This window comes from Rhodococcus sp. P1Y (assembly GCF_003641205.1).
GTDB lineage: Bacteria > Actinomycetota > Actinomycetes > Mycobacteriales > Mycobacteriaceae > Rhodococcoides.
The window spans coordinates 2,970,907-2,987,555 of sequence record NZ_CP032762.1 but is presented as its reverse complement, the minus strand read 5'-3'; the positions used below and the strand labels follow the sequence as shown (position 1 = coordinate 2,987,555).

Annotated in this window: 18 protein-coding genes; 13 read left to right on the top strand and 5 right to left on the bottom strand. The window is 63.4% G+C overall.

The annotated features are described in order from the left end of the window. Positions 1-4 precede the first annotated feature (4 nt). From D8W71_RS13785 to nhaA, 8 genes are all read left to right on the top strand, one after another. Positions 5-1,399: a condensation domain-containing protein gene (locus D8W71_RS13785; protein WP_236077425.1), complete on the top strand. Its 1,395-nt coding sequence runs from the start codon at positions 5-7 to the stop codon at positions 1,397-1,399. Between the two features lie 65 nt (positions 1,400-1,464). Continuing rightward, positions 1,465-2,361 (top strand): sulfurtransferase, encoded by an 897-nt coding sequence (locus D8W71_RS13780; protein WP_121114151.1) that lies wholly within the window; start codon positions 1,465-1,467, stop codon positions 2,359-2,361. A gap of 2 nt (positions 2,362-2,363) precedes the next feature. Further along, positions 2,364-2,777: a SufE family protein gene (locus D8W71_RS13775; RefSeq protein ID WP_121114150.1), complete on the top strand. Its 414-nt coding sequence runs from the start codon at positions 2,364-2,366 to the stop codon at positions 2,775-2,777. A 121-nt stretch (positions 2,778-2,898) separates the two neighbouring features. Further along, positions 2,899-4,374, top strand: coding sequence for a condensation domain-containing protein (locus tag D8W71_RS13770; protein WP_121119141.1), 1,476 nt, complete (start codon positions 2,899-2,901; stop codon positions 4,372-4,374). A 147-nt stretch (positions 4,375-4,521) separates the two neighbouring features. After that, on the top strand, positions 4,522-6,318 hold the full coding sequence (locus D8W71_RS13765) for an acetyl/propionyl/methylcrotonyl-CoA carboxylase subunit alpha (protein ID WP_121114149.1): 1,797 nt from the start codon (positions 4,522-4,524) through the stop codon (positions 6,316-6,318). A gap of 37 nt (positions 6,319-6,355) precedes the next feature. After that, entirely contained in the window at positions 6,356-6,790 is a 435-nt protein-coding gene (locus D8W71_RS13760) for a DUF1707 SHOCT-like domain-containing protein (protein ID WP_121114148.1), read from the top strand. After that, a complete protein-coding gene (locus D8W71_RS13755; RefSeq protein ID WP_121114147.1) occupies positions 6,787-7,494 on the top strand; it encodes a haloacid dehalogenase type II in 708 nt (235 codons plus the stop codon). The genes D8W71_RS13760 and D8W71_RS13755 overlap by 4 nt, the downstream gene beginning before the upstream one ends. Positions 7,495-7,648: 154 nt before the next feature. Continuing rightward, positions 7,649-8,959, top strand: a complete 1,311-nt coding sequence (nhaA, locus tag D8W71_RS13750; RefSeq protein ID WP_121114146.1) for a Na+/H+ antiporter NhaA — start codon at positions 7,649-7,651, stop codon at positions 8,957-8,959. Here nhaA and D8W71_RS13745 read toward each other — a convergent pair. The 3 genes from D8W71_RS13745 to D8W71_RS13735 all read right to left on the bottom strand — a co-directional run bounded on the left by D8W71_RS13745 (position 8,941) and on the right by D8W71_RS13735 (position 10,484). Next, the gene (locus D8W71_RS13745) at positions 8,941-9,555 is read right to left on the bottom strand and encodes an AAA family ATPase (RefSeq protein WP_442971970.1); all 615 of its coding nucleotides are present in this window, start codon (positions 9,553-9,555) and stop codon (positions 8,941-8,943) included. The two genes, nhaA and D8W71_RS13745, sit on opposite strands and share 19 nt — an antisense overlap. Before the next feature lie 5 nt (positions 9,556-9,560). Beyond that, complete coding sequence (locus tag D8W71_RS13740) at positions 9,561-9,944, bottom strand: VOC family protein (protein ID WP_121119137.1); 384 nt, start codon at positions 9,942-9,944, stop codon at positions 9,561-9,563. A 162-nt stretch (positions 9,945-10,106) separates the two neighbouring features. Then, positions 10,107-10,484, bottom strand: a complete 378-nt coding sequence (locus tag D8W71_RS13735) for a VOC family protein (RefSeq protein WP_121114145.1) — start codon at positions 10,482-10,484, stop codon at positions 10,107-10,109. 55 nt (positions 10,485-10,539) lie between these two features. Between D8W71_RS13735 and D8W71_RS13730 the strand changes: the two genes are divergently transcribed. Then, entirely contained in the window at positions 10,540-11,382 is an 843-nt protein-coding gene (locus D8W71_RS13730; RefSeq protein ID WP_236077424.1) for a helix-turn-helix transcriptional regulator, read from the top strand. Positions 11,383-11,452: 70 nt separating this feature from the next. Here the strand turns inward: D8W71_RS13730 and D8W71_RS13725 are convergent, their stop codons facing one another. Next, entirely contained in the window at positions 11,453-11,989 is a 537-nt protein-coding gene (locus tag D8W71_RS13725) for a nucleotidyltransferase family protein (protein ID WP_121114144.1), read from the bottom strand. Positions 11,990-12,152: 163 nt separating this feature from the next. On the opposite strand from D8W71_RS13725, the gene uraD (D8W71_RS13720) reads away from it, so the two are divergent. From uraD (D8W71_RS13720) to pucL, 4 genes are read left to right on the top strand one after another with little or no spacing between them, the layout of a single operon-like run. Continuing rightward, complete coding sequence (uraD, locus tag D8W71_RS13720) at positions 12,153-14,057, top strand: 2-oxo-4-hydroxy-4-carboxy-5-ureidoimidazoline decarboxylase (RefSeq protein ID WP_121114143.1); 1,905 nt, start codon at positions 12,153-12,155, stop codon at positions 14,055-14,057. Positions 14,058-14,066: 9 nt separating this feature from the next. Beyond that, the gene (gene uraD / locus D8W71_RS13715) at positions 14,067-14,570 is read left to right on the top strand and encodes a 2-oxo-4-hydroxy-4-carboxy-5-ureidoimidazoline decarboxylase (RefSeq protein ID WP_121114142.1); all 504 of its coding nucleotides are present in this window, start codon (positions 14,067-14,069) and stop codon (positions 14,568-14,570) included. After that, positions 14,567-14,893 (top strand): hydroxyisourate hydrolase, encoded by a 327-nt coding sequence (uraH, locus tag D8W71_RS13710; protein ID WP_121114141.1) that lies wholly within the window; start codon positions 14,567-14,569, stop codon positions 14,891-14,893. Before uraD (D8W71_RS13715) ends, uraH begins: the two co-directional genes overlap by 4 nt. Position 14,894: 1 nt before the next feature. After that, complete coding sequence (gene pucL, locus D8W71_RS13705; RefSeq protein WP_121114140.1) at positions 14,895-15,815, top strand: factor-independent urate hydroxylase; 921 nt, start codon at positions 14,895-14,897, stop codon at positions 15,813-15,815. Positions 15,816-15,835: 20 nt separating this feature from the next. Here the strand turns inward: pucL and D8W71_RS13700 are convergent, their stop codons facing one another. After that, the gene (locus D8W71_RS13700) at positions 15,836-16,465 is read right to left on the bottom strand and encodes a DUF2461 domain-containing protein (protein WP_121114139.1); all 630 of its coding nucleotides are present in this window, start codon (positions 16,463-16,465) and stop codon (positions 15,836-15,838) included. Between the last annotated feature and the right edge of the window lie 184 nt (positions 16,466-16,649).

Genomic DNA, 16,649 nt, shown 5'->3' with positions numbered 1-16,649 from the left:
GCGGATGCAGGTGACGTCGATCGGCGAATTCCGCACGGCACCGGGCACTTACCTCGAGTTCCCCCTCTCGCTGGGATCGGGCGAGGTGTCCTCGATTCCGCCGTCGTTCAACCAGAGCTTCCACCTGGCGACTGCGCTCGCGAGCGACGGCGCGGCGGTGGCCTCGACGGTGTGGATTGCGGTTGCCTTCGACGTCGAGGGTGCTATCGACATCGAGGCTCTCGCCTGGTCCTTCGAACGGTTCGTCGAGCGTCACTCGGCCCTGCGAACGACGTTTCACGCGACCGAGGACGGAATCTCGCGTCGAGTGTATTCCGCACCGGAAGCGACGGTCGGCGTTCCGATGCCGACTGACGTGCTCGCCGCCGACGAACTCAGCGCTCACATTCGCACACGGATGAATCTTCTGTGCCATCCGTCGCAGAGTCCATCGTATTCCTTTGCGGCGGTGGATCGCCCGGATTCGTCGACCATCGTGTGCGGGTTCGACCACGCACACGTAGACGCTGTGTCGATGACCGTCGCAGCAGAAGAGATCTCGTCGCTGTATCGCGCACGTACGAAGAACGAGCGCATCGAACTACCCTCCGTAGGCAGCTTCGTCGAGTACTGCGCCGCCGAAGCCGAGACACCCGAGGTTCCTGCGTCCGATCCACGAATTCGAGCGTGGTCCCAATTCGTTGCAGACTGCGGAGGGTCGACTCCGGGATTCCCGTTCGACCTCGGAGTACCTTCCGGCGCAAACGCACCCCAGGCCACCACGATCCGGCCGATCGCGACCGCGACCGATGCCGAGAGCTTCGAGCGCCGATGCCGAGAAGGCGGGGCCGGAATGTTCTCGGGCGTGGCCGCAGCGATGGCCACTGCGTCGGCAGATATCGGTGGCCCGCACACGCTTCCGCTACTGTTCCCGCTTCATACGCGCCGCGACTCCGAATTCGCGCACGCCCTGGGATGGTTCACCACGAACGCTCCGATGAGTGTCACCGCGACAGCCTCGTTCGCGGAGACACTGGAAGCGGCACACCGCGCGTTCCGCGACGCCCTGCCGTTGGGGACCGTTCCGATTCCACGCGTGCTCGCGGCCCTGGGGGACCAATTCGCGCGCACGCGCCACGACGTGTTCATGATTTCCTACGTCGACTACCGCACCCTTCCCGGCGCGGGTGACGCGTTGCGCAACGCGCACCACATCAGCAATGTCACCACCGCAGACGATGCCCAGTTCTGGGTGTCGCGTACCGAGGACGGCCTCTCGCTCCGTTCACGCTTTCCCGACACACCGCTGGGTCGTTCGGCGATCGAACGTTTCACCGACAGCCTGGCGACCCTGATAGCCACCCAATCCAGATTCGACTGTGAACCCAGTGAACTCTCACTCGTCGGACCGAGCGCATAGGATCGATCTCGTCAGTCCAAGAAGATCCGCAGTTCGTCCCGATCCACAGTAGGAGCGAAGAAGAAGTGCCCATAGCAGCAGATCCCACCCCCGCGTTCGGCGACTATGCGCACCCGGATCGCCTGGTGTCCACTCAGTGGCTCTCGGCGCACCTGGGAACCCCAGGCCTCAAGGTCGTCGAGTCCGACGAAGACGTGCTTCTCTACGACGTCGGCCATATCCCCGGTGCGGTCAAGATCGATTGGCACCTCGACCTCAACGACCCCGTCACGCGCGACTACATCGACGGTGAGCAGTTCGCTGCTCTGCTCGGGCGAAAGGGAATCTCCCGAGACGACACGGTCGTCATCTACGGCGACAAGAGCAACTGGTGGGCCGCATACGCACTCTGGGTGTTCACGCTGTTCGGACACGAGGACGTGCGTCTGCTCGACGGCGGCCGAGATGCGTGGTTGGCCGAGAACCGCGAAACGACTCTCGACGTACCCGAGTATCCGGCTAGCGAGTACCCGGTCGTCGAACGCAACGACGCTCCCATCCGCGCGTACGCAGCCGACGTGTTGTCGAGCCTGGGCTCGATTCCTCTCGTGGACGTCCGCTCCCCGGCGGAATACACCGGCGAACGCACGCACATGCCGGACTACCCAGAAGAGGGCGCGTTGCGCGGCGGACACATCCCGACGGCCAGAAGCATTCCGTGGGCCAAGGCTGCTGCCCCGGACGGACGTTTCCGAACCCGCGCAGAGCTCGACGAAATCTACGGCGATGTCGTGGCGAACGACGAGGTCATCGCGTACTGCCGCATCGGCGAGCGATCGAGCCATACGTGGTTCGTCCTCACTCACCTGCTCGGGCATGGATCAGTCCGCAACTACGACGGTTCGTGGACGGAATGGGGCAACGCAGTTCGTGTTCCCATCGCACGGGGCGAAGAGCCCGGCGAACTGCCTGCGAAGAACTAGCCATGGCAGACCTACCCGAGTCTCTTTCGGACATAGTCGAGGACTTCGTGGCAGTGAGCGGACAGAACAAGCTGCAACTGCTGCTGGAGTTCAGCCGTGAGCTGCCCGATTTGCCACCGCACCTGGAACAAGCGGCCATGGAACCGGTGCCCGAGTGCCAGTCCCCACTGTTCCTGTCCGTCGATGCCGACGACCGCGACCACGTGAAGCTGTACTTCAGCGCGCCACCCGAGGCACCGACGACGCGGGGCTTCGCGTCGATCCTGCACCAGGGCCTCGACGGTCACAGCGCTGAGGACATCGTGGCTGTCCCCGACGACTTCTACTTGGCTTTGGGGTTGGGCGATGCGGTCAGCCCGCTCCGGCTGCGCGGGATGTCAGCGATGCTCGCGCGCATCAAGCGCCATCTGAAGTAGACGGTCGAGGCGACCCACGGTGCGAACCCGTGGGTTGTCTTGATCGATACACCTTTCCTCTCGTACACTCGAGGCAGTTGTTGTTGTTTCAAGTCGTTTCCGAGAGATGGTTCAGGGCTGCATGGAGTTCACCGAGCTGGCCGATTACGCCATTCCTGCCGGAACCATGACCGAATGGATTCCGAGCGTCGGGCCGCATGCCAGCACTCCCGTGCTCGCCGGATGGCAACCGGACGATCGGCCCACGTCCTACGTCCACGAGGCCCACCTGCGGACCAGTCTCGCGAGCCCGCGGCGAGGCAAGGAAAGCTGGCTCGGCGCGGCATTCGAAATCGACGGGCCACTCGACAAGCCAGCGTTTCGCCAGGCCGTTCTCGCCTGGATCGACCGGCACGAGTCCATGCGTTCCCACGCGTCGATCGACGAGGACACGGGCGAGCTGTCCAGGGTTACGGCCGCCGAGAGTGCCATCGACATCTGGCAGGTCGAACAGGAGCGGTGCGAGCAGTCGAGCGAGGTGTTCGAGCATCTGCAGTATTTGTTCGACGAGTTCACCTCACCTCTGGCGTGGCCGTCGTACGCGTTCGTCACCGTCGAACCGCTCCCAGGTCGCGGGCCGGACCGCATCACTGTCCTTTTCGCCGCCGACCACTCGATCATCGACGGCCTCTCCACGGTCCTCGTAGCGCACGAGATCTCTGCGCTGTATGCCGAAGCAAAGGACGGCACCGCCGCCCGACTGTTCGAAGCGGGGAGTTATCTGGACTTCGGCGTGTCCGAACGTCGTGTTCACGCGGAGCTCGAACACACCCACGAAGCGGTGGTCACATGGCAACGCTTCCTCGACGAGGGTAATGGCGAGCTTCCGGCCTTTCCCCTCGACATCGGCACACCGAACGGCCACCACACGGCCCAGAGCGGTTTGTCCGCGTGGATCCTCGATGCCGAGCGTGCAGATGCTTTTTCCGTCTCGTGCCGCAAGACCGGCAACAGTCTGTTCTCGGGGCTGCTCGCCGCACTCGCAGTCGGCGGAGCCGAACTGTCCGGTGACACGCACTTTCGGACGGTCACACCGGTCCACACCCGCGATCAACCGCAGTGGGCGTCGTCGCTCGGATGGTTCGTCGGACTGTGCCCGGTGTCGTTCGACATCGCGGGCGCCGAGTCCTTCGGTTCCATCGTCGCTCAGGCCACCGAGCAGGTGACGGCAACCAAGCCCGTCGCGCGCGTTCCACTCGATCGGGTGTTCCGCACGCTGGGCACCACTGCGGCACCACGGTTCGTCGTGTCGTTCATGGACGTTCGTTTCGCTCCGATGGCAGAGCACTGGCACGACTGGAATGCCCGCGCCCTTCGGAGTAAGCAGTACGACCACGATGTCTACATCTGGATCAACCGGACACCGAGGGGTGTCAACATCTCGGCCAGGTACCCGAACACCGAAACGGCGACGACGAATGTGCACCAGTACGTCGCGGCGCTGCGGCGCATCCTCGACGAGGTCGTCGACACCGGCACCGCCACCCTCCCCGACCGGACTGCCCGCGGACGAAGGCTCGATGCAGCGGCGTCAGGTCCGGTTGCTACCAATCAGTAGTGGCGGTGGTGTTCTTTGGGGAGGTTCCCCAGAATCACCCTCCAGTTTCGGATGCGATCTCGGCTGTGCTTAAACTCCGAAGAGACGCTTGTAACAGTGCGGCGCAAACGGCACCTGCACAGAACACTCGACACTCCAGGAGGCTCAGTGCCCAGCCATGCCAGTGCGCATATCACCAAGGTTCTCGTCGCGAATCGCGGTGAGATCGCTGTACGGGTGATCAGGGCAGCAGCAGACGCGGGACTGACCAGTGTCGCCGTCTACGCAGAACCCGACGCCGACGCACCCTTCGTACGCCTCGCCGACGAAGCATTCGCCCTCGGCGGACAAACCTCCGCAGAGTCGTACCTGGTCATCGACAAGATCATCGACGCCGCGAAGAAGTCCGGCGCCGACGCCATCCACCCCGGGTACGGCTTCCTGTCCGAGAACGCCGACTTCGCCCAGGCAGTCATCGACGCCGGGTTGATCTGGATCGGACCGTCCCCGCAGTCCATCCGCGATCTCGGCGACAAGGTCACCGCCCGCCACATTGCCGCCCGCGCCAAGGCACCGTCGGTCCCTGGCACGTCCGAGCCCGTCAAAGATGCCGACGAGATCCTGGCCTTCGCCGACGAGCACGGCCTGCCCATTGCCATCAAGGCGGCCTTCGGTGGCGGCGGACGCGGCATGAAGGTAGCCCGCACCCGCGAGGAAATCCCCGAGCTGTTCGACTCGGCCACCCGTGAAGCGGTCTCCGCCTTCGGTCGCGGCGAATGCTTCGTCGAGCGCTACCTCGACAAGCCCCGCCACGTCGAAGCTCAGGTCATCGCCGATCAGCACGGCAACGTCGTCGTCGCCGGAACCCGTGACTGCTCGCTGCAGCGCCGCTTCCAGAAGCTCGTCGAAGAAGCACCGGCACCGTTCCTGACCGAAGAGCAGCGCGCCGAGATCCACTCCTCCGCCAAAGCCATCTGCCGCGAAGCCGGCTACTACGGCGCCGGCACCGTGGAGTACCTCGTCGGCCAGGACGGACTCGTGTCCTTCCTCGAGGTCAACACTCGCCTGCAGGTCGAGCACCCCGTCACCGAAGAGACCTCCGGCATCGACCTCGTGCTGCAGCAGTTCCGCATCGCCAACGGCGAAGAACTCTCCATCACCGAGGACCCGACACCGCGCGGACACTCCTTCGAATTCCGCATCAACGGCGAAGACGCGGGCCGCGGCTTCCTCCCCGCACCCGGACCGGTCACCACGTTCGTCGCACCCTCGGGCCCCGGCGTGCGCGTCGACTCCGGTGTCGAGTCCGGCTCCGTGATCGGTGGCCAGTTCGACTCGATGCTCGCCAAGCTCATCGTCACCGGCGCGACCCGCGAGGAAGCGCTCGCACGCTCGCGTCGCGCGCTGGCCGAATTCAAGGTCGAAGGCCTCGCGACGGTCATCCCGTTCCACGCTGCTGTGGTATCCGACCCCGCGTTCATCGGCGACGGCGAGTCCTTCTCCGTGCACACCCGGTGGATCGAAACCGAGTGGGACAACCAGGTTCCCCCGTTCACCGCAGGCGAGCCGATCGACGAGGACGAGGCATTGCCCCGTCAGGCTGTGGTCGTCGAGGTCGGTGGCCGACGCGTCGAGGTCTCGCTTCCTGGTCAGTTCTCGCTCGGCGGCGGATCAGGAGCCGGCGCCGGCGGCGCGATTCGTCGTAAGCCCAAGCCCCGCAAGCGTGGTGGTGCAGGCGCAGGAGCGGCCTCCGGTGACGCTGTCACCGCACCGATGCAGGGCACCGTCGTCAAGGTCGCCGTCGAAGAGGGCCAGGAGGTCGCCGAAGGCGATCTGATCGCCGTCCTCGAAGCGATGAAGATGGAAAACCCCGTCAACGCCCACAAAGCAGGGGTGGTCACGGGCCTGTCCGTGCAGCCAGGATCCGCCATCACCCAAGGCACCGTTCTCGCAGAACTGAAGTAGTACGAAAGAAAACGACGTCCGGGTTAGTCTGTCTTTCATGGCAGACAACCCGGACGTTCGTATAGGTACGGCCGAGCGCGAGCAAGCGCTTTCGAACCTGAGTCAGCACTTGAGCGACGGGCGTTTGACCCTGACGGAGTTCGACGAGCGCAGCGCCGTGGTCACCTCGGCTACGACCCGTCGCGAACTCGACTCCGTGTTCACCGATTTGCCGACGCCGTCGCTCGCGCCCACCGCGTCTCGCCCGCTCGACATATCCAAGTCCTCCAAGCCTGCAACTCCCGCATCGACACCGCCCGTCCCCGACGACGGGTGGGACTGGCGTAAGGCTGTGATGGGTGCTGCCCCCATCATCGCGTTGATCCTGTTCTTCGTTGTGCCAGTGTCGAACAGCTGGTTGTTCTTTCTTCTGATCCCGCTCGCCGGCGCCCTGTTGTTCGGCGGCGACCGCTCGAGGGGGCGTGACCGCTGACCACCCAGCTACCTGCCGCGAAAGCGCTGCTGTTCGACGTCTTCGGCACTGTCGTCGACTGGCGAACGAGCGTCGCCTCACAGGTTGCAGCAGCGCTGCCGTCGACGGTGGATTCGTACGCATTCGCCGATCGCTGGAGAAGTTTGTATCAGCCTGCGATGGAACTGGTTCGCTCCGGCCGCCGCGAGTTCACTCGCCTAGATGTGCTGCATCTCGAAAGTTTGCGCACCGTGCTGGCGGAATTCGAGGTGACGCTTCCCGAGGAAACCGTCGTCGACTTGAATCGTGCGTGGCACCGACTCGATCCCTGGCCGGACTCCGTGGACGGCATCACCCTCCTGAAGTCCGCACACATCGTTGCGCCGCTGTCGAACGGCAACATCTCGCTTCTGCTCGACATGGCAAAGAATGCGGGACTGCCGTGGGACGCGATCCTCGGCGCCGAACCCGTTCGCGCCTACAAGCCGATGCCCGACGCCTATCTCCGCACCGCAGACATCCTCGGCCTCGCCCCGGGCGAGTGCATGATGGTCGCGGCACACAACTCCGATCTGGCAGCAGCTCGTGACTGCGGCTTCCAGACCGCCTTCGTCGCCCGCCCGAGTGAACACGGACCCCGGCAGACCACCGACCTCTCGGCCGAGACGGATTGGACCTACAGCACCGACTCGATCATCGAACTGGCGAAGAAGATGGGCTGCTAGAGGCGCTGAAAGGCTCCGCGATTTCGCAGGGACGACGCCGTCTCGGTAGAGTTGTCAGCGGTGCGCCGGGAAGTCTGGTCGGCATGACTCGACCATGCCCAAAAGTTGTTCGCTCTTGTTTCGACTCGAGTGACAACCGACCCGAAAGGCCCAGATGCCTACAATCTCGTCGCGCCCGCCTCTGTTCTCCCGCGGTTCCTGGTCGGAAGCCGACCGGATAGCTGCGCTGCTTCGCAAAGAGACCGTTGGTGGCATTCTCTTGCTCATCGCGGCTGTTGCAGCACTCGTTTGGGCGAACTCGCCGTTCGCGCAGAGCTATCAGAGCCTGATGGACTTCCGAATCGGACCGTCGGCCGTGCACTTGGACCTTACGATATCCACTTGGGCGGCCGACGGGTTGCTCGCCATCTTCTTTTTCGTCGTCGGACTCGAGCTCAAGCGTGAATTCGTCGCTGGTGACCTGCGCGATCCGAAGCGCGCAGCGCTTCCCATTGCGGCCGCAATCGGCGGAATGTTGGTCCCCGCACTAATTTTCGTGCTCGTCAACCGCAACACAGGCGACGGCGCATTGCAGGGGTGGGCTATTCCCACAGCGACCGACATCGCATTTGCGGTAGCTATTCTCGCCGTCATCGGCACCCATCTACCCACCGCACTGAGGACATTCCTTCTTACGCTCGCAGTCGTGGACGACCTCCTGGCGATCACCGTCATTGCGATCTTCTACACGGACGAAGTCAACTTCATAGCGCTCGCTCTCGCTGTGATCCCGCTCGGTCTGTTCACGATTGCCGTCCAGAAACGAATACGGTCGTGGTGGATCCTCATTCCCCTTGCGATTGCAACGTGGGTGTTGGTACACGAGTCAGGCATCCACGCAACTGTCGCGGGAGTGCTCCTGGGTTTCGCAGTGCCGGTGATCCGAAGCCGTGCGGCGGGCGGACCGGATGCGGGTCCCGGCCTGGCCGAACACTTCGAACACCGTATTCGACCCATTTCGGCCGGCCTCGCAATTCCTGTGTTCGCATTCTGCGCGGCAGGCGTGACCGTCGGCGGCTTCAGCGGATTGAGCAGCGCGATCACGGACCCCGTGGCGCTCGGAATCGTTGCAGGCCTGGTGGTGGGCAAGACGGTCGGGATTTTCGGGGTCACGTTCCTATTGTCGAAGTTCACGAAGGCGTCGCTCGACAGCACGGTCAAGTGGATCGACGTCGTCGGAATCTCGATGCTGGCCGGCATCGGCTTCACAGTGTCGCTGCTGATCGGCGACCTCGCATTCGGGCCAGGTACCGAACGCGACGACCACGTCAAAATCGGTGTGCTCACGGGTTCGATCTTGGCGGCCCTGCTGGCCTCGGCCCTTCTTCGAGCGCGCAATACGGTCTATCGAAAAATTCACGAGGACGAGACCCGAGACGACGATCACGACGGCATTCCTGACGTCTATCAGCAGGGAAAGCCCTGAGAAGCTGCGTCCGCCAGCGGTCCCGACGTCCATCGGTCGGCCTCGTGGTGAGACCTCAGTCGGACTACGGGGAGGTCCGGACGGCGCTCGGCAACCGCACGCACTTTCCGCTGGGTCGTGCGATGTGTGGTCCATGCCCAACGGACGATGTGATCGCGTTCGACGAATATTCGATGCAGCGGAGCCTCGATGTTGCCGTTCCACAGGACTTCTCGTCGCAGACGCCGTCGGACGGTTCTCGCAATCACTTGCTGCATGACTGTCGATCGCGGCAGATCGAGCCAGACCATCAGGTCTGCTCGATCTGCCAGCCGATCGCGAACCAGGCCGTACTGCCACTCGGTCACCCACGACTCGCGGCTACTGAATGCGTCGACGTCGGATTCGAACGACTCACGCGGAATCCAACTAGGGCCGTGATAGAGCGCGTCGATCTCTGTGTGTTCGGTCCCGAGTACCGCCGCAAGTCGTCCTGACAGCGTCGTCTTGCCCGACCCTGACGTACCCGCAACAACAATGCGGGTCGGCCGCCCAGGAAGGGGGTCGTCAGGGCCGAGAATCACTAAGTCACCGTACAACGGCACATCTGTGCCCACGCCGCCTACTCCAGGTACGACGTGGTCAACATTTCTATGAAATGTCCACTCGGATCGCGGAAGTAGACTCCCCGCCCGCCGTGATCGTGATTGATCGTCCCCGGTGCAGCCATGCGCGGATCAGCCCAGTGTTCGACGCCCCATGACGTCAGTCGGGCATACGCCTGATCGAACAATGCGTCGTCCACGCGAAAGGCGTAATGCTGGGGCTGAATCTCTTCGAACGGGGGCGTTGCGAATTGAATCAACGTTCCGTCGCCCAACAGGACGTTCGAGAACGGGCCCCATGATTCGGCCTCGGGGAGGCCGAACAACTCACGAAAGAATCGGGACGACTCGACGCCGTCCTTGGACACGATGATGGTGTGGTCGAACGAAACAACAGACAACGCTGCCTCCAGGGCAGTTCGACGCCTCCATGCCTGACGCAGTCCGTCATCGGCACGCGACGTTGACACACATCATGCCTATCCCACGGCATACAGGTCAAGAGCGAAAAGTGCTCGCGTCCGAGCACCTTGAATTCCCGAATGCCCGGGAACCAGCATCGTTCAGCCCCAGTTCTCCGCTTTGGTCAGGCAGAAGGGATGCCCGGACGGGTCGAGCAGTACGCGCCAGGTCTCCCCCGGCTGATCGGTGGGCATTCTCGCGCCCAGGTCGACGGCCTTGCGTGCCGCGGAGTCGAGGTCCTCCACCGACAGATCGAAGTGAAACTGTTTGCTGCCGCTCGGATTAGGCCATGCCGGAGCCTGGTAATCCTCGACACGGCCGAAGCCCAGCGCGTGAGAAGGTCCGGCGAGCATCGCGTAGTCCTTTTCGGCGTGCACGATGGCCCAACCGAGCAGGGACGACCAGAACGAAGCACTCGCTTCGGGGTCCGTACAGTCCAGCGTGATCATTGCGAGCGTGGCGACGGGAGTATCGGTCATGGTCGGTCTCCTCGAGAAGTCGTTGCGTGTCGGTCCAGCCTCCTAGACTCGCCCTGTGACGGCTAGTAAAAATCCGACAGGCCCCACATCGACGGGCTCGGGTGTTCTGCGACCCGATCAGTTGGCCCGGCATGTCGACCTCGTCAGGCTGCCGTGCGCGCCGTCGCTCACGCCCTGGGTGGAGAACTACTGGATGCTGCACTGGGATCTTCCGGCCGGGACGTCGTACCGCAGTTCGACACTTCCGCATCCCGCGCACACCCTCAGCGTCGAGAAAGGCTGGGTGCGTGACGGTGTCGCTGCGCTCGGCGGACCCGTCGTCGTGACCGGCGTTCTCACTCGCCGCTTCGACGTGACTCTGGCCGCGATCGGTTGGGTCTTCGGTATCAAATTCCGCCCCGGTGGCTTCACCAGTCTGACCGGCGCCGATGCGAGGTCTCTCCGAGATGAAACGGTGTCTCCGCCATCGAAGATTCCGACAGCGACGGTCGATGCGTTGGCCCAACTCGGACCGCACCTGAGTGCTGACGCCTGTCGGGAGAGCGCAGACTCGGCGTTGGAGAACCTCGGTCGCACAACCGATCCCGACTACGAAGAGCTACTCGGCATCATCGCGGCCATGTTGGACGATCGCACGTTGATTCGCGTCGCGCAGGTCGAGGCACACTGCAACATCGGCGCGCGTCGGTTGCAACGACTGTTTGCGAAATACATCGGAGCGCCGCCCAAATGGGCCCTCGCGCGGTACCGCATCCACGACGTCGTGAGCGAACTGGACGGCGGGTACGACGGATCGCTCGCGGACCTGGCCGCGCGATACGGCTGGTTCGACCAGGCGCACTTCTCTCGTGAGTTCACCGAACTCGTCGGCGTCCCACCGAGTTCCTACGGGGCGTGAGTTCGAACTCCCACAGTCCGCCATCGACCTGCGACAACAGCCGCTCTCGTGCCTGTCGAGCCAACGACGATCACGATCGATAGTCCTGGTCCACACCCGTCGCCCACTCGGAACACTCCACGAAGGCCACGTCGTCACGGCCGCGAAGAAAATCGCGAGCGCCTGTGTCCCCAGTGGCGCCGGCGATGACCGCATCCCAGTATTCACGCCCGAACACAACCGGGTGGCCGGGAGAACCGTCGAACACGGCGCGTGCGAGCCCGGTGGCCCCAGCTGCCTCCAGCACCGCCGCCACCACCTCGGACCCGACGTCCGGGGTATCCACGACATGCACCACCGCGAACGAAGCATCATCTGCCGCCGACAAGCCTGCTCGAAGCGACGCGCCCATCCCCGTCGCCCAGTCGGGTGCCCACACGGCACGAGCACTGTCGGGCATCGGAGCATCCGCCGCACCCAGGACGACCACAACCTCGTCGCATCCACCGTCCACCAGAGCGTCGACGGCTGTCTGCAACCATCGGCCGCCTTCGGCAAGAACCTTCGGCGAGCCGTATCGGCGTCCGGCACCGGCGGCCAACAGCACTCCGACCGCATCCCGAGACACCTGGCGACCTCCGGTTGGGCGTTGAAACAACGACGATGGCGGGACGCCCGAACACTAATGTGCCCGCTCGACTCGCGGCAACCCGCGTCATGCCGGATTCTGGTAGCACTTCTCCTGCAGCGTCGCAGGATTTCATGCCAGCTTGCTACCGCGAGGTGCCCATATGTCGGTCCTACCCATCAAGCGTCGCCGCGTTCATCCAGTCGACGAGGTTCTGCCCGTCCCCAAATTGGCCGCGTACGGCTTTCAGCACGTCGTCGCGTTCTATGCGGGCGCGGTGCTGGTGCCGATCATCATCGGGAGCGCGATCGGCCTGACCAACGAGCAGTTGATCCATTTGATCAACGCAGACCTGTTCACCTGCGGTATCGCATCGATCATCCAGTCGGTCGGCTTCTGGAAGATCGGCGTACGACTCCCCCTTCTTCAGGGTGTGACGTTCGCGGGCGTGTCCCCGGTCATCGCGATAGCCATGGCGAACGGCGGCGGCACCGAGGGGTTGCTGTACGTCTACGGTGCAGTCATCGTGGCAGGCCTGGTCACGTTCTTCATGGCACCGTACTTCAGCAAACTGCTGAGATTCTTCCCACCGGTGGTGACGGGAACGGTCATCACCATCATCGGCGTAGCGCTACTGCCGGTCGCGGTGAACGACGCGGTCACCAATCCGGCTACCCACGAACAGGACCCGACCAACGGGCGCTGGATGGCATACGCCATCGGCACACTGCTGATCATCGTGCTCATCCAACGCTTCTTCAAGGGTTTCATGGCGACGATCGCGGTGTTGCTCGGCCTCGTCATCGGTAGCGCCGTCGCGTTCGTGCTGGGAGACATGAGTTTCGACGGCACCGGCGAAGCATCGTGGGTCGGTTTCACGCAACCGTTCCTGTTCGGCGCCCCGAAATTCAGTGCCATCGCGATCATCTCGATGATCGTGGTCATGTTGATCATCGCGGTGGAGACCACCGGCAGTGTCTACGCCACCGGCGAGATCGTCGGCAAACGCATCAAGAAGGACGACATCGCGGCAACTCTGCGCGCCGACGGTGTCGCCACGGTCATCGGCGGCACGTTCAATTCGTTCCCCTACACGGCCTTTTCGGAAAACGTCGGCCTCGTGCGGCTCACCGGCATTCGAAGTCGATGGGTCGTTGCAGCAGCCGGCGTGATCATGATCCTGCTCGGACTCCTGCCCAAGACGGCCGCGGTCGTGGCGTCCATCCCGCCTCCCGTCCTCGGCGGCGCCGCCCTCGCACTCTTCGCGACGGTTGCCGTCGTCGGCATCCAAACCCTCTCGAAGGTCGACTTCACCGACCACCGGAACCTCATCATCGTCGCCACGAGCCTCGGTCTTGCCATGCTGGTGACCATTCAACCGACTGTGTCGCAGGGTGTTCCTGCGTGGCTGGAAATGTTGTTCGGCAGCGGCATCGTTCTCGGCGCGGTCACCGCGATCGTTCTCAACGTTCTGTTCTTCCATATCGGCAACAAGGGGCAAGCAGTCGCGGGTGGACCGGGTAAGGGGATCACCCTCGACAAGGTGAACGCCATGACACCGGACGAGTTCGCTTCTACCTTCGGTGGTCTGGTCCAGGGAACACCCTGGGTCGTCGAGCGGGCATACCGACAGGCGCCGTTCGCCGACGCCCACAGCCTGCGAGAAGCGTTCCAGGAAGCGCTGCTGGCCGGCACCACCGAGGAACAACTCGAGCTCATCAACAACTACCCCGACCTCGGCAGCGAGGACGCCACAGGCACGCTCTATGCCACCGACCACACCGGACTGTCCAACCTCGAGGAGGACGAGCACGAGTCAGTCGTTCAGCTCGCCGCGGAGTACCGACAGCACTTCGGATTCCCGTTGGTCATCTGTGCTCGGGAAACCGAGCGCTACGACCGAGTGATCGCCAACGGGTGGTCCAGAATCGAGAACGCGACGGCAGCCGAGCGGTCGTTTGCGATGATCGAAATCGCCAAGATCGCGAACTACCGCTTCGACGACCTGGTTGCCGACGCCAACCCGATTGCGGCCGCCCGGTTCGGCCGGTTGTCCGAGCACAGATAGCGAGATGCGTTGTTACACGAATGGATAGGTTTGGACGGATTCAACAGACTCTCGGACCGGCAGGCGATGCATGCGCTCTTCGAGTGCTGCTCGTCGTCGATCTGGGCGCGCCGCGTCGCCGGCTCACGCCCGTACGCAACGCGAGATCTTTTACTGGACAGAGCAGATCGAGTACTCGCCGAACTACCCGAAGCTGAAATCGATCAGGCTCTGGACGGCCACCCCAGAATTGGTGCGAGGGCAGACAACGCGTCGTCGAAACGGGAACAGGCCGCGGTCCAGGGCGCGGGGTCGGACGTGCTGGCGGCGCTTGCCGAAGCGAACCGAAAGTACGAGGCCCAGTTCGGGCACGTGTATCTGGTGTGTGCCACCGGACGGTCGGCGCCGGACTTGCTCGGTATCCTCGAGGAGAGGCTGGGGAACGACCCCGAAACCGAACGACGGGTGCTGCGCGTGGAATTGGCAAAGATCAACCGGATTCGACTGAACCGTCTGCTCGGACCCGAGCAATGAGCGGGCTGAGCACGCATGTGCTCGACGCCGTCACCGGAAAACCCGCAGCCGGGATCAGGGTCGCGCTCTTCCGCGCCACGGACGGCGAAATCGCCGCTGCTGACACCAACACCGACGGGCGCGTACCCGAACTGTTGCCCGGGCCGATCGATGCAGGTAATTACCGACTCTCGTTCGACACGGGCAGCTACTTCGAGACCCTCGGCACGGAGACGTTCTACCCGGAAGTATCCATATCGTTCGTCGTCGACGACCCGGATGCGCACTATCACGTTCCGCTGTTGTTGTCCCCCTTCGCTTATTCCACCTATCGCGGGAGTTGACATGACCGACCTGAACGGCAAGATCGTGCTCGGCGCCAACCAGTACGGGAAGGCCGAGAACCGCGTCGTACGTATCTACCGCGACACTCCTCGCCATGAGATCCACGACATCAACGTCTCGAGTGCATTACGCGGCGATTTCTCCCCGGCCCACCTCGTCGGCGATCAGTCGAACGTGCTGCCGACCGACACGCAGAAGCAGACCGCGTACACCTACGCCAAGTCGAAAGGTCTGGTGCACATCGAGAGCTACGGCCTCGATCTCGCGCGGCACTACGTCGACGACGTCGACCCCGTCGAGGCTGCGCGTATCGAGCTCGAGGAGTATGCATGGCAGAGAGTTGTCATCGACGGCGTCGAACACGACCACACCTGGACGCGCAAAGGCGAAGAGATACGAACTGCCGCAGTCACCGTCGACGGCACAGGTGAGCACCAGAAAACCTGGGTGATCAGCGGTTTCAAGGAGATGATCATCCTCAAGTCCACGGGATCGGAGTTCGCAGGCTTCCTCGAAGACGAATTGACCGTCCTGGAACCGACCCACGATCGCGTGATGGCCACGTCGCTGACCGCGCAGTGGCGGTACACGCACACGGATGTCGATTGGGACGGCGTGTACGCAGGCGTGAAGGCGGCCATGGTCGAACGGTTCGCCAACTTGCAGTCTCTCGCCCTGCAACAGACGTTGTACGCGATGGGCGAGGCAGTACTGAAGAAGTACCCGTTCATCGCCGAGATCCGCATGTCCGCGCCCAACAAGCACCACTTCCTCTACGACATAGGAAGATTCGGTATCGAGAACTCGGGCGAAGTGTTCAACGCCGACGACCGCCCCTACGGCCTCATACAGGCAACGGTCGAACGAGAGGACGCCCCGGACGGCGGAAGCGCATGGCGTACCTACTCGGTGGTGGGTTAGGCGCCTTCGGCGCAGGTCGCCTAGTTCAACACCTGCTCCGCCCACTCGACCAGCGGGTTCATCTTTCGCCACGCATCGCGGATCTCCGCAGCAGCCTTCGGAGTTTCGAGCCACTCGGGTGAACCGAAATGTTTGCCGACGGTCAAGCTCTTGTGGCGCAGGAGATCGATGCGTGGGTGATCTGCGTCGTATCCACGGGGTTTGGTCTTGAGTTGGTCACCACCGACCTCGAAGCCGGCTTTGTTCATGCCTGCGATGATGCCCTCGAGCTCGGATCCGCGGACCTCGGTGTCGACGGCCTCCCTGAAGCGTGCGATGCCCTCGGTCGTCGAGTGATAGAAGCCGCCGGCGACGAACAGTCCGGCGGGGTCGATCTGAACGTAGTACCCCAGAGCCGGGCCCTTCGCGACGAACGCGCCTTGGTGTGCCTTGTACGGAGTCTTGTCCTTGGAGAACCGGACGTCGCGATACGGCCGAAACAGCTTCGCGGTTCCGAACTCGGGTTCCAGTTCGGCGAGGAGCGCCGTCATAGGTTCTTTGACCGACTCCTGATAGACGTCCTTGTGGGCGTTCCACCACACCTTGCTGTTGTCCGCTTCGAGGTCCTCGTAGAAGTCGAGCGCCGCGAACGGGATTCCAGTGAAAGCCATGTTCACGATTCTAGGTGTCGGTGTGCACAGCCTCGTCGAACGTCGGGCGGATGTCCATCCCTGCCCTGGTTGTACGAACGGACGACAACTGCGTTGTGTTTCGGCAACGTTTCCGGCGCATCGCACCAGTACCCCGCAGCCGTAACAGATGTTCACTAGAGTCAGGACGGTGGAGGTGGTGACG